Below are 12,938 nucleotides of genomic sequence, written 5' to 3'. Positions count from 1 at the left end.
TGAAAGACGTGAATTGCTGCTAACGCTCTGCCCTTTATATGGGGTTAGGGGTCAAAGCGAGAGATAGGTGACCACCCCAATGTCGAACGCCCCCTCCACTCTCGACACGCCCCTCACGGACGAACTGACCGACGACCGAATCGCCGACGACTTCGACGTTCGCTCGGCGCTCGACGCGCTGGCGTCGCCGTTCCAGTTCGCCGGATTCTGGTCGGCGGTCCTGCTCCCGCTCCTCTACGTCCCGGTGCTGGCTGGCGGGATTCCCGGCATCGAACGGGTGTCGCTCGGCGTCCTCGTCGCGGCCCACGCCGTGGCGCTCGTCGCGGGCCACGGCTACCAGTCGGAGTAGTTGTCTTCACGGGTGACTCGTCTGCACAGAGGGTACCTGTCTACCCGAAATGATTGCGGGGTCGAAATGACGGAACGCGGGGAAAACGCATTCCAAACTGTTTATACCGTCTCATCTGCTATCCGGCCATATGGCAAAAGAGCAGAAGGAAGTACGAGACCTGCAGGAAGGTAACTACGTGATGATCGAAGAGGCAGCGTGCGAAATAAACTCCTACAGCACGGCCAAGCCCGGCAAGCACGGCAGCGCGAAGGCCCGAATCGACGCCGAGGGCGTCTTCGACGGCAAGAAGCGTAGTCTCTCTCAGCCCGTTGACGCGAAGATTTGGGTGCCCATCATCAACCGCAAACAGGGCCAGATTGTCTCCGTCGAGAGCGACGACGTGGCACAGGTCATGGACCTCGAAACCTACGAGACTATCACCATCAAGACGCCCGGTGACACCTCGCTCTCGCCAGACGACGAAATCGAGTACCTCGAAATGGACGACCAGCGCAAGATTCTCGAATAGATGTTCCCCGGCGCGTCCACCGACCGCGAGGCGGCCGAATACGTGGTCGTCGGCGCGCCCCTCGACGTTTCCACGACGTTTCAACCCGGCGCGCGATTCGGACCGGAGCGCATCCGTCGCTTCGCCCGGAGCTATGACGACTACGACGCGCGCGCCGACAGACGCTTTTCTGACCTCGCGGTCCACGACCACGGCGACGTGCGAGCGTGGGACGACGCCGCCGAATACCTCGACTACCTCGGCGGCGTCGCCACGGATGCAGTGCGCGACGACGCCGTACCGCTTCTGCTCGGAGGCGAACACACTGTCACGGTCGCTGGCGTCCGCGCCGTGGACCCCGACGTGTTCGTCTGTCTCGATGCGCATCTGGACCTCCGCGAGGAGTACGACGGCAACGAGTTGAGCCACGCGACCGTGACCCGACACGCGCTCGAGGCGGCCGACGAAGCCGTGATTCTGGGGGCGCGAACCGGGAGCGAAGCGGAGTACGAGCGCGCCAGCGAGTCGGACGTGACGGTCGTGGCACCCGAGGACGTGGGCGACTGGTCGCCCGACTTCGAGACCGACGACGGCGCTCGCGCGCCGTCGGTCTACCTTAGCGTGGACATCGACGGCGCGGACCCCGGTTTCGCGCCCGGCACGGGCACGATGGAACCGTTCGGCCTGACGCCCCGCGAGATGCGCGACGTGGTTCGCGCGGTGGCCGACACGGGACTCGTCGAGGGGTTCGACGTGGTGGAGGTCAACGACCGCGACGACGGACAGGCCGCCGCGCTCGCCGGGAAGTTGCTCCGGGAATTCGTCTTCGCGGACGCGACGAGTTCGGAGTAGCGGAGCGTGGCGATTTCTCTGCCCGAGTTGTCCGTTCTTCGGGGAGTATCTACTCCTGCCGGGAGCAGTGATACAGATACAAACCCTCCCGAACACAAACGCCGAACATGGACCTCTCCGAAATCGTCTCCCGGTACGACGACGAACTCCGAACGAGCGACTTCGCCGACGTGGACGCCAGCGCCAACGGCTTGCAGGTCGGTCCCGACGAGCACGAGGTCGAGAGCGTCGCGTTCGCGGTGGACGCCGCCGAGCAGACCATCGAGGCCGCGGCCGACGGCGGTGCCGACCTGCTGGTCACTCACCACGGTCTCTCGTGGGGCGGCATCGAGCGCGTGACCGGCCGCCAGTACGGCCGCATCGCGCCGCTCATCGAGAACGACGTGGCGCTGTACGTCTCGCATCTCCCGCTCGACGCCCACCCCGAACTGGGTAACGCCGCCGGAATCGCCGACCTGCTCGGACTGGCGGACCGCGAACCGTTCGGCGAGTTGGGACCGGAACACATCGGCCAGCGGGGGCGCGCGAGCGACCCGATTCCGGTTGACCGCCTGCGCGAGACTCTCGAAACCGAACTCGATCACTTCGGGCAGGGCGTGCGCGTCCTCGACTTCGGTCCCGAGAACGTCGAGGACGTGGCCGTCGTGACCGGGAGCGGCGTCGATTGGCTCGACGAGGCCATCGAGAAGGACGTGGACGCGCTCATCACGGGCGAGGGCAAGCAGAAGGCCTACCACGAGGCGCGTGAGGCCGGACTGACCGTCTTCCTCGGCGGCCACTACGCGACCGAGACCTTCGGCGTGCAGTCCTTGCAGGCGCTCGCCGACGATTGGGGTCTCGAAACGACCTATATCGACGCGCCGACCGGTCTCTGAAACAGCGCAGACCGCTCGCCGAAACAGGAGCAGTCCCCGCGACGACGCAGAGAATGTTGATTATAATACACATTCGAAACAGATACTATTAAAACCCCCTCGACTCAACTTGAACCACATGTCCGCCGGGTTTCAACAACCCTCGACGGTTGCCGGAGCAATGGTCACGCACCGGTTCTCGGCGGAGACGGGCCGCGGCCAATCGGCCCTGACAGCCGACCCTTCGGGTACGGCTAATTGAACCGCCGCTGGCGTCCGACCCTCGCCACGCGGGCCCTCGCGGTAGTTGGCACTACAGTTTTCTGACGAAGACTCGGAGATGCGTTCTAAACGCCGATTATCAACAATGATACGACCACCTACGCTTATTTTTCTCCAATACTTATTCGTTTTCGAGCAGAACCAAAATGGGACACAGATGGGCATTTGTGAGACGAGTACAACGGAGCTATGCGCTAAAACTCGCTATCGCATTGGTATCCGTCGTCGCCATAACGGTCGCGGTCGGCGCGTTGGTGCAGGCACAGACCGCCGAGCAGGTGCGCGACGACGTGCAAGAGGAGTTGACAACCCTGTCCGACTCACGGGCCGAGAGCCTCGACGCGTGGCTCTCGAGCGTGAAGACGCAAACCGGGCTGACAGCCAAACATTCGGTGTTCCAAAGCGGGGACACCGACCGGATTCAGGGCCACTTGAAGGGGTTGGTAGACGACGGTAACGTTCCCGATGGCGTCGTCGCGGTCCACTACTACGACGCCGCCGAGAAGACTATCGTGACGAGTTCGAGCGACGAGATGGTCGGCGTGAGTCCGGCCGAGCAGAACGCGCCGTTCGCCGCCGACCCGCCGACGTTCGAGGACGAGTCGGACGTGTACGTCTCGGAACCGTTCGAGGTGTCGGTCGTGGATTTCCCGGTCGTGGCGGTCATCGCGCCGGTTCCCGACCGGCCGGACGAACGCGTCATCTACATGGTGAACATCGAGAAGCACACGCGGTCGCTGACCGGCGGCGTCGAGGGCGGCTACACCGTCGTCCTCAACTCGTCGGGCAACTACCTTGCGCACCCCGACGAGAGCAAACTGCTGGATGGCCACGGTAGCGGGGATAGCCCCGCTGTCGAGGCCGGTCTCGCAGGGAAATCCGGGTTCGACCGGATGGACGGCGGCATGCTGATGGGGTACGCACCGATGGAGTCGGCCGACTGGGTCGTCGTCGTCCATGCGCCCGCCAGCGAGGCGTACGCGCTGAGCGACGCCGTGACCTCGAACATCCTCGGTCTCATCCTGCTGTCGGTCGTGAGTCTCGCGCTCGTCGGCGTGACCGTCGGCAGCAACACCGTCATCTCGCTCCGGCAACTCTCGCGGAAGGCCGACGCGATGGCGGGCGGCGACCTCCAAGTCGAGTTGGAGACCAACCGCCGCGACGAGTTCGGGTCGCTGTACGACTCGTTCGCCCGGATGCGCGACTCCCTGCGCGAGCAGATTCGGGAAGCCGAGCAAGCCCGCGAGAGCGCCGAAGACGCCCGTCAGAGCGCCGAGGTCGCGCGCAAAGAGGCCGAGAGCCAGCGCGAGGAGGCCGAAGCCCTCTCCACGCACCTCGAAACGAAGGCGAGCCACTACGAGGACGTGATGAACGCGGCGGCAGACGGCGACCTCGGTGTTCGGGTCGATACGGAGAGTCGGAGCGAGGCGATGGTCGCCATCGGCGACTCGCTCAACGACATGCTGGACGACATCGAGCGCACGGTGGCGAACGTCAAGCGGTTCGCCTCCCACGTCTCGAACGCCGTCGTGGAGGTCGAGGGGAGCGCCGAGCAGATGATGGCCACCGGCGAGGAGGTCAGCGACTCGGTCGGTGAAATCTCGCAGGGCGCGGCCCGCCAGACCGACCAACTCGGCGAGGTCGCCAGCGAGATGAACACCCTCTCGGCCAGCGCCCAACAGGTCGCCGCGACCGTGGACGACGTGGCCGCGACCTCCCAGCAGGCCGCGGCCGCGGGCGAACTCGGCAAGGACGCCGCCGAGGAGGCCCTCTCGGAGATGGACGCCGTCGAGGCCCAGACCGAGCGGACCGCCGCGGAAATCGAGGAACTCGACGCCGAGATGGAGGCCATCGGCGACATCGTGGAGGTCATCACCGAAATCGCCGAGCAGACCAACATGCTCGCGCTCAACGCCTCCATCGAGGCCGCCCGAACCGACGCCGAGGGCGACGGCTTCGCGGTGGTCGCCGACGAGGTGAAGAATCTCGCGGAGGAGACCAAGGAGTCGGCGGCCGAAATCGAGGGGCGCATCGAGCGCGTCCAAGAGAAGACTGCCCAATCCGTCGAGGGCATGTCCGAGACCAGCGAGCGCATCAGCGCCGGAGTCGAGACGGTTGAGGGCGCAATCGACGCACTGGAGGAAATCGCGGAGTACGTCGAGGAGACCGACGCCCGGATTCAGGAGATACAGGAAGCGACCGAGGACCAAGCCGAATCCTCGACCGCGGTCGTCCAGATGGTTGACGACGTGGCCTCCATCAGCGAGGAGACGACGAGTCAGGCCGAATCGGTCACGGAAGCCGCCGACGCCCAGACCGAGACCCTGGCGGCGGTCCGGGACGACGCCGACGACCTCGCAGAGCGCGCGGCCGAACTGTCGCGCCTACTGGACGATTTCCGCGTGACTCGCGGGGCCGGGCCGATGGACGACACCGACTTCCAGAGCGCGGAGGTGAGCGACCAATGATGGACCTCGGCGCGATCTGGTTCTGGCTCGGCACGGTCGGTATGGCCGTGGGAACTGTCTACCCGCTGTGGCGACTCCTCACCGAACGCCGGTACTCGCGCCACTACGCGGTGCTGGCGGCTGTGACCGGGTTTGCCGCGGTGGCGTATCTCGCCATGGCGTTCGACCTCGGGAAAGTGACCATTGGTGGCAGCTCGCTATACCTGCCGCGCTATCTCGACTGGCTGGTGACGACACCCCTGCTGGTGCTGTATCTGGGGATGCTCTGTCGCCCCGAGCGGAAGGTGTACTCCGCGCTAATCGGCGTGGACGTGCTGGTCATCGGGTCGGGCGTCGCCGCGGGCCTGCTCCCGGAACCGTACAGCTACGTCGCGTATCTGGTCGGCTGTGTGACCTACGTCGGCCTGCTGTACCTGCTGTTGACCGTCCTGCCACGACAGGCGAATCTCCACGGCGACCGCGTGAGCGCGGTGTTCCAGAAGCTTCGGAACCTAACCGTCGTCCTCTGGACAATCTACCCGGTGGTCTGGATTCTCGGACCGCTCGGGTTCGGCCTGGTACAGACCGGGACCGAGGTGATGGTCGTCACCTATCTCGACCTCATCAGTAAGGTCGGATTCGTCTTCATGGCGGTCAACGGGGCGGACGCGCTCGACCAACTGCGGACCGGGGCGGCGCTGACCGACCCCGCTGACGCGGGCGACGAGCGCGCACCTGCGGCGGACTGACGCGCTGGCGGTTCCCTCTCCTTCTCTCGCGGCTCCGTAATCGCGGCGTTCAAGCGTCTGGGCGGACCAGCAACCGATATGACTGACGACCACGAGGAGGAGACCCACGACGGCCACCACGAACCCGACCGCGAGGAGTTCCACCACGACCCCATCGGCCACGCCGAGGTTCGGGCGGGCATGACGGTCGGCGAACTGGCCGACTCGTACGGGGACGCGGGCATCGGCGCGGCGGATATCCACGAGGCCGTGGACATCTACGCCGAGATGCTCGGCGACGACGACGTGACGAACTTCTTCGGGCTGGCTGGCGCGATGGTGCCGACCGGGATGCGGCGAATCGTCGCGGAACTCATCCGGGACGGGCACATCGACGCGCTGGTCACGACCGGCGCGAACCTGACCCACGACGCCATCGAGGCCATCGGCGGGAAGCACCACCACGGAACTGAAGAACCCGGCGAGGACCGGAGCCTGCGCGACCACGACGAGCAACTGCGCGACGAGGAGGTTGACCGGATTTACAACGTCTACCTGCCCCAAGAACACTTCGCGCTGTTCGAGAACCACCTGCGCTCGGAGGTCTTCCCCGCGGTCGAAGGTGAGGGCGCGGTCAGCATCCGGCGCTTGACCGAGGCGCTGGGCCGGGCCAACAGCGAGGTCAACGAGCGCGAGGGCGTCGAAGAGGGCGCGGGCCTCGCGGCCGCGGCCTTCGAGAGCGACGTGCCGATTTACTGCCCGGCGATTCAAGACTCGGTGCTGGGCCTGCAAGCGTGGATGTACTCCCAGACTTCCGACTTTACGCTCGACGCGCTGGCTGACATGACGACCATCACCGACCAAGCCTTTGAGGCCGAAAAGGCGGGCGCGATGGTCGTCGGCGGCGGCGTCCCGAAAAACTACGTCCTCCAGACGATGCTGGTCTCGCCGGAGGCCTACGACTACGCGGTCCAGTTGACGATGGACCCGCCCCAGACCGGCGGTCTCTCGGGCGCGACCCTCGACGAGGCGCGCTCGTGGGGCAAGTTGGAGAAGGCCGCCCGGAACGCGAGTGTCTACGCCGACGCGACGATTACGCTCCCGCTGGTGGTCGCGGCGGCCCGCGAGCGAATGGGCGAGTGAGCGGAACGTTCCGACTCCGGCGCTCGGTGACACAATCCACCGAAAGGCGCTCGGCGACACAGATTACGTTTGGGTGGACTGAAAGGGGCCGCCCGGTCGCGCCCGAAGGGTTTGGTCGCCTCACCGACCACTCTCCGACGCAACTACGTCCGTCGGAGATGTCGGTGAGCGACCGCGAGCGGGCGGGGGCTTTCTACGACTCGTTCACGCCGATTTCGCGGCCGTTCTTCCGGACGCTACCAGCAGTGTAATCCCACCGGACGGAAATCAAATCACGTCCTCGGGGTCGTGCAGGTCCGCCATCCGCGAGGCTTCGGCGGCGTACTGTTCGCGCTCGCCGGGGTCGTCCACGGTGCCGAGGTTGTCCGCGGCCACCGACATCGCCGCGGTGGTGTCGCGCTCGTCCGAGAAACTGGTCAGAGCGCGCTCCTTCCGGAAGTACCGCTCCCCGTCCGGCGTCGCGTAGACGAGGATGACGAGGTTCTGCTCGTCGTCCGAATAGGTGCGCTCGACGAGCCAGACTCGAACCTCGTCGTCCGCGTCGGCGTCCGTCGCCATGTCGATGTGTAGGGTTGCCGCCGAGTTAGTCGTTCGGGGGACTCTTGAGGGCGGGGTTCGTCGGGGCCGCCAAGGAGACTGTGACGAGCAACACCCGCCGCCTCGCGCCCGACGACGACCCCGAGCAGTCGCCGACGGTCCGGGCGCTGGCCCACGCCGAGACCCACGAGGAGTTGATTCTCGGGTCTCGGGCGTACTGCCGGGAGGCGACCCGCGAGTACGACCTCGACGTTTCGTTCTCCCTGCTCGACTGGGAGGTCTCGACTCGCGCGAAACGCCGGGCCGCCGCGGTCAAGCGCCCCAAGATTCCGGATGCCGAGGTCGGCGACCCGGTGGACTGGCGGGCCGCGGCCGAGCGCGCGGGCGTCCCGCACGACGACCTCCGGACCTGCACGCTGTCGCTGACGTGGCGCGCCTTCGAGTCGTTCGATGTGGGCGAGTGGACCGCGACCCTCCGCCACGAACTCGTTCACGTCGAGCAGTTCCAGCGGTTCGGCACAACCGACCACGGGGAAGCGTTCCGGGAGCGCGCCGCCGCGGTGGACGCGACGGTTCGGTGCCCGCCGTTCGCGGACCCGAAGTACGTCCTGACCTGCGCCGATTGCGGGACCGTGGTCGGACGCCGGTACCGCGAGTGTAAACTGGTACGAGAGTGCGAGCAGTATCGGTCGTCGTGCTGTGGCGCGTCGGTAGTCTGTTCGGGACCGGAGGAGACCGGAGGGGTGTGATGCCTCGGGGTGCTGTGCGGTTGCGGTGCCGAACGGTCCCAATCTCTGAGGCGTGCCAGTCTCCACCAACTCCCGAGCAGCGCCGTTCCGACTCGCAACCGCTAACACCCTCTCTCACGAAGCCCGGACCATGACCGACACGCGACTCCGTCCGTACGACCCCGACCGCGACCCCCGAGACCTCTGGGACCTCAAGCGCGCCTTCGAGTTGGGACTCGGCTCGGGAACGGGCGGCGACGACAAGCAGGCCGTCTACGAGGGGAAACTGACCGAGGAGTACGGCGAGCGCTACCTCGACTGGGTGTTTTGGTGTACGAAACACGACCCGCGGTGCGTGACCGTCGCCGAGGTCGAGACGGGTGACGGAAACCCGGAGAAAAGTGAAAGCAATGCAGAGAACGCTGAAAGCAATGCAAAGAGAGCTAAAAGCAATACAGAGGATTCTCAAGAAACGGCGGAGGATGCCGACGACCCCGCGCTGGCGGGCTACGTCTTCGTCCTGCCCCAGCAGTTGGCGATGATTTGGGACGCCGCGGTCCTGAACGAGATTTACGTCCGGCCGGAGTTCCGCGGCACGGACCTCGCGGACGACCTGATGAACGCCGCGGTCGAACTGGCCGAGGACCAAGACCTCCCGCTCGACCGCCTCGTGCTGGACGTGGACCGCAAGAACGACCGCGCACAGGCGTTCTACGACCGCCACGGCTTCGAACACTGGGGCGAGATGGTCGCCCGAAAGTTGGAGTAGGGAACGCCTCGATACGGTGGCCTACGGCGGAAATATCTGGAAGATGTTTTAGAAAGCCCCCGCCCGCTCGCGGTCGTTCTGCGGGATATTTCCGCGCTCTCTGCACTGCCCGCGCGGAAATAGTTGCCCGCAGAGACGACCAAGCAAGCGCGAGCGGGCGGCCCCTTTCAGTCCACCCACACGGCGGGATTCGTCGCCGAGCGTCTGCCAGTGGCCCGTGGCGTCGAGCGCGTGCCTCACACCTCCCCAACCTCCGCACTCCCTCGCTTCACTCGGTCGTTCGTCCCTCGCGCGTGTTGGCGAACCACGAGGGTTCGCCAGCGCGCGCCGAGAGTTGGAAACGCACCGAGCGTCCGCCTGACCTACTCCGCTACGCTACTCAGCGCGCCGCCGAGGGCACCGAGAACCAGCGGGTAGACCGCGCCAGCGAGCAGAATCGCGGTCACTGGGTCGGCCGCGATGGCGGCGTCAGTGTCGCCGACACTGTGGGTAGCGACCAGCGCAACCCCGGCCGACAGCGGGAGATAGCCCAGCGCCACCGTCGCGCCCACCTTCGCGCGCTCGACCGCACCGCCGGGTCGCCCGTACGCGGTGACCACTCCGGCCGCGAGCAGGACGACGACCGGGAGCGCGAGCAGGAGCGCCGACCCCTCCTCGCCGGTCACGAAGTTCGCGGTCTGAGTCCCGCCCGTGATGGTCGGGAACTTCGTGGCGACGACGTGGGCGTTCAAGAAGAGCCACGAGACCCCTTTCCACGCCGGAATCGTCTCGCCGCCGAGCAGTTGCGAGACGAACCCGATGCCCCGGAGCGCCTCCGAGATGGCTTGCGATTTCGAGACGTACGTGACGAGATAGCCGAGCATCCACGCGCCGAGACCAGCGACCGCGCCGCGGACCAGCGTGGCGCGCCGACCCCCGCCGTCGGTCGTGAGAGACGCGTCTTCTGCGGTAGTCATAGTCAGGGCGTTCCGCCGACGGCAGGAGTGTCTTGTGGCCGGGAGACAGTGAAACGACACGTCGGCCGCCCTCGCGGCCGGTCCCGCTGGGTGAGTCGCGGGATTCAAGAGCGCCGACTGGGAACATCCACCATATGATTCTCCGTGACGCCCGAGTCATCGACGGGACCGGCGACGTTCACGACGACGCCGCGCTCCAGTTCGACCCGGAATCGGGGCGCGTCGAGACCGTCGGCGACGCCGACCCGACAAAGAACGAACCGACCTACGACCTCGGAGGGAAGACGATAGTTCCGGGCATCGTGGACGCCCACGTCCACTTCTCGCTCTCAGGCGAGGCCAGCGTGGACGACGTGGTGTCGATGAGCGACGCTGAGTTGATGCTGACCGAGACCGTCAACGCCCGCGAAACGCTCGAAGCGGGGGTGACCAGCGTCCGCGCGATGGGTGCCCGCGACCTCGACGTGGTGCTTGCCGAACACGTCGCCTGCGGCGACGTGCCCGGTCCGCGGATGGTCGCCAACTGTCGCTCCATCACCATCACGGGCGGGCACGGCCACCACCTCGGCCGGGAAGTGGACGGTCCGACCGAGTGCCGGAAGGCGGTCCGCGAGCAGGTCAAGCGGGGCGCGCAGTTCATCAAGTTCATGGCGACCGGCGGGGTGACGACGCCCGGCACGGACCCGAACTCCCCGGCGTTCACCCAAGAAGAGATGGACGCCTTGGTGGACGAGGCCCACCGCCGTGGCGTCCACGTCGCGGCCCACGCCCACGGCGGCGAGGGCGTCCGCGCCGCCGTCCGCGCGGGCGTGGACACCATCGAACACGGCACGTTCCTCGACGAGGCGACTATCGACCTGCTCGTGGCCGAGGACGTGGTTCTCGTCCCGACGCTCTCGGCCCCCTACCGCATCGTTCGCAACGCCGACCACGCGACCGACGAGGCGCTCCAGAAGACCAACGACGTGTACGAGCGCCACATCGAGTCGTTCTCGGCGGCGGTCGAGGCGGGCGTGGACATCGCGGGCGGCACCGACGCGGGGACGCCGTTCAACTACCACGGCGCGAACGCCACGGAAATCTCCTTTATGGCCGAGTACGGGATGGACCCCCACGACGCGCTCGTGGCGATGACCGGCCGCGCGGCCGAAGTCATCGGACTGGACGACGCGGGCACGCTCGAAGCCGACTCCTTTGCCGACTTCCTCGTGGTGGACGACGACCCGCTCGCGGACCTCTCGGCGCTCGGCGAACCCGAGACAGTCGTCAAAGGCGGGGAGGTCGTCGCCGGGACCGCGCTCGACAGACTCGCGGAGTAGTCCGCAAAATCGGACTCAGTGCGTGAAGACCAGAATCCGGCCTTCCTCGCGGACGACGCAGAACCGACTCTCTGGCGCGTTGAAGCTGTTTTGGCGCTTCTCCGAAATCAGGAGGTCGGCGAAGGGGTCCTCGCAGGCCGGACAGTCCAGTTCTTTCCGGTTCTCCCAGAGTTGGGTCTGGCCGGTGTCCCTGTGAAGTTTCAGCGCGTGGCGGTGGTCGTGAACGTCGAATCGTTCGGGCATGGTCGGGTGTTCTCCTCAGTCCTCCTTCGTCGCTTCGACCCACTGCTCGCGCGTGACGGTGTAGCGGTATGCGTCCACCGGCCCATCGGGCGAGGTTTCGAAGTTCCGGAGGAGTCCTTCGCACTGGCCGCCGAATCGCTCGACGTATCGCTCGATGGCCCGCCGCGATTTCTCGTTGTCCGCGTGGTGCGAGACCGCGACGACTTCGAGGTCGAGTCGGTCGAAGGCGACCTCCATCAGGGCGGCGGCGCGCTCGCCCGAGTAGCCACGGCCCCAGAACGGCTTGCGGAGCCACGTCCCAAGGATGCCGGTCCGGCGCTCCCAGTCGGGATGGAGTCCGGCCGCGCCCGCGATTTCGCCCGCCCCGTCCTCGCCCTCTTTTGGTCGAACGACGTAGTTGGCGACCTCGCCCGCGTCCCACACTTCGGCCTGCGAGTCAAGGAACTCTCTGGTCTCCTTCGGGGTCTGGTGAGGGTCCCACGACAGGTACTCGGTTATCTCCTCGATGTGGGGATTCCGGTGGGACGCGTGAGGGTAGAAATCCAATACGTCCACGTTCTGGGGCGTCAGCGGTTCGAGGACGAGCCGGTCGGTCTCGATGCGCTCCGGGAACATGTCGGACGTGTCGGAGACCGGTGGCAAAAGCGTTCCCCGAGCGTGTGTCGTGGTGACAGACGACTCAGTAATCGCCGGTCGCCTCCTTGCGCCCCGCTATCTCGTCGGGGTCGAGTCGGAAGAATCGGAACGTCGTCTCCCGCGGAGTGCGCTCGAACACGTCCACCAGCAGAATCTCTACCTGTCGCATCGACTCGCCGACCGACGAGTCCAGCGACTCCTCGGAAATTTCTTCCAGTTCGCCCTCCGCGACCACGCTGCGCCACCCCTCGTCGGTGTCGTCGTAGGTGACGAACGTCATCGACGCATCCTCGCTCACCGCGTCTCGCTTCCCGGCGTCCGGCCCGAACGCGAGTCGGAAGTAAAAGTGGCCCTCGGTCTCGTCGTAGCCGTACGATACCGGGAGCGAGAAGGGCGACTCGTCGCCGCGCGCGAACGAGAGAACCCCCGTGCCCCCGTGTGCGAGAAATTCGGTGCGCTCCTCGGCGTCCATCTCGACAGCACCTGCGTCTGTCATGCGAGATAGTACCACTCGGAGGGAGAAAAAGATATGGCGCACGTCGGTGGCCGTATCCGGTCGGTAAGGGCGGTCCGAGAGGACCGTTGGGGACTCCGCAACCCCTAAA

General features: G+C 66.3%; 15 protein-coding genes. 10 read left to right on the top strand and 5 right to left on the bottom strand.

The window, feature by feature from the left end; translation table 11 throughout:
- Window positions 1-79: 79 nt before the first annotated feature.
- The 7 genes from EP007_RS03030 (at window position 80) to EP007_RS03000 (ending at window position 7,145) form a co-directional block, all read left to right on the top strand.
- A complete protein-coding gene (locus tag EP007_RS03030; protein WP_128476243.1) occupies window positions 80-349 on the top strand; it encodes a hypothetical protein in 270 nt (89 codons plus the stop codon).
- Between the two features lie 130 nt (window positions 350-479).
- Window positions 480-860: a translation initiation factor IF-5A gene (locus tag EP007_RS03025; protein WP_128476242.1), complete on the top strand. Its 381-nt coding sequence runs from the start codon at window positions 480-482 to the stop codon at window positions 858-860.
- The gene (gene speB, locus EP007_RS03020) at window positions 861-1,691 is read left to right on the top strand and encodes an agmatinase (RefSeq protein WP_128476241.1); all 831 of its coding nucleotides are present in this window, start codon (window positions 861-863) and stop codon (window positions 1,689-1,691) included.
- 107 nt (window positions 1,692-1,798) lie between these two features.
- Window positions 1,799-2,566, top strand: a complete 768-nt coding sequence (locus tag EP007_RS03015) for a Nif3-like dinuclear metal center hexameric protein (RefSeq protein WP_128476240.1) — start codon at window positions 1,799-1,801, stop codon at window positions 2,564-2,566.
- A gap of 515 nt (window positions 2,567-3,081) precedes the next feature.
- A complete protein-coding gene (locus tag EP007_RS03010) occupies window positions 3,082-5,295 on the top strand; it encodes a methyl-accepting chemotaxis protein (protein WP_166035416.1) in 2,214 nt (737 codons plus the stop codon).
- Window positions 5,292-6,023 (top strand): bacteriorhodopsin, encoded by a 732-nt coding sequence (locus EP007_RS03005; protein WP_243700436.1) that lies wholly within the window; start codon window positions 5,292-5,294, stop codon window positions 6,021-6,023. Before EP007_RS03010 ends, EP007_RS03005 begins: the two co-directional genes overlap by 4 nt.
- Window positions 6,024-6,101: 78 nt before the next feature.
- Complete coding sequence (locus EP007_RS03000; protein WP_128476238.1) at window positions 6,102-7,145, top strand: deoxyhypusine synthase; 1,044 nt, start codon at window positions 6,102-6,104, stop codon at window positions 7,143-7,145.
- 267 nt (window positions 7,146-7,412) lie between these two features.
- Here EP007_RS03000 and EP007_RS02995 read toward each other — a convergent pair whose 3' ends face one another.
- Window positions 7,413-7,703 carry a hypothetical protein gene (locus tag EP007_RS02995; protein WP_128476237.1) on the bottom strand — a complete coding sequence of 97 codons (291 nt, stop codon included), beginning with the start codon at window positions 7,701-7,703 and terminating at the stop codon, window positions 7,413-7,415.
- A gap of 146 nt (window positions 7,704-7,849) precedes the next feature.
- On the opposite strand from EP007_RS02995, the gene EP007_RS02990 reads away from it, so the two are divergent.
- Window positions 7,850-8,431 carry a transcription elongation protein SprT gene (locus EP007_RS02990; protein ID WP_166035638.1) on the top strand — a complete coding sequence of 194 codons (582 nt, stop codon included), beginning with the start codon at window positions 7,850-7,852 and terminating at the stop codon, window positions 8,429-8,431.
- A gap of 130 nt (window positions 8,432-8,561) precedes the next feature.
- Entirely contained in the window at window positions 8,562-9,179 is a 618-nt protein-coding gene (locus EP007_RS02985; RefSeq protein ID WP_128476236.1) for a GNAT family N-acetyltransferase, read from the top strand.
- A gap of 362 nt (window positions 9,180-9,541) precedes the next feature.
- Here the strand turns inward: EP007_RS02985 and EP007_RS02980 are convergent, their stop codons facing one another.
- Complete coding sequence (locus EP007_RS02980; protein WP_128476235.1) at window positions 9,542-10,135, bottom strand: transporter; 594 nt, start codon at window positions 10,133-10,135, stop codon at window positions 9,542-9,544.
- 134 nt (window positions 10,136-10,269) lie between these two features.
- On the opposite strand from EP007_RS02980, the gene EP007_RS02975 reads away from it, so the two are divergent.
- Window positions 10,270-11,454 (top strand): metal-dependent hydrolase family protein, encoded by a 1,185-nt coding sequence (locus EP007_RS02975; RefSeq protein ID WP_128476234.1) that lies wholly within the window; start codon window positions 10,270-10,272, stop codon window positions 11,452-11,454.
- A 15-nt stretch (window positions 11,455-11,469) separates the two neighbouring features.
- Here the strand turns inward: EP007_RS02975 and EP007_RS02970 are convergent, their stop codons facing one another.
- From EP007_RS02970 to EP007_RS02960, 3 genes are all read right to left on the bottom strand, one after another.
- The gene (locus tag EP007_RS02970) at window positions 11,470-11,697 is read right to left on the bottom strand and encodes a DUF7385 family protein (protein ID WP_128476233.1); all 228 of its coding nucleotides are present in this window, start codon (window positions 11,695-11,697) and stop codon (window positions 11,470-11,472) included.
- 15 nt (window positions 11,698-11,712) lie between these two features.
- Entirely contained in the window at window positions 11,713-12,312 is a 600-nt protein-coding gene (locus EP007_RS02965) for a GNAT family N-acetyltransferase (RefSeq protein ID WP_128476232.1), read from the bottom strand.
- A 64-nt stretch (window positions 12,313-12,376) separates the two neighbouring features.
- Window positions 12,377-12,829 carry a pyridoxamine 5'-phosphate oxidase family protein gene (locus EP007_RS02960; protein WP_128476231.1) on the bottom strand — a complete coding sequence of 151 codons (453 nt, stop codon included), beginning with the start codon at window positions 12,827-12,829 and terminating at the stop codon, window positions 12,377-12,379.
- Window positions 12,830-12,938 lie beyond the last annotated feature (109 nt).

It is taken from the genome of Halorussus pelagicus (genome assembly GCF_004087835.1).
GTDB classification, from domain to species: domain Archaea; phylum Halobacteriota; class Halobacteria; order Halobacteriales; family Haladaptataceae; genus Halorussus; species Halorussus pelagicus.
Note: the sequence above shows the minus strand (reverse complement) of the source record. Positions and strands in the feature narration are given on the sequence as shown.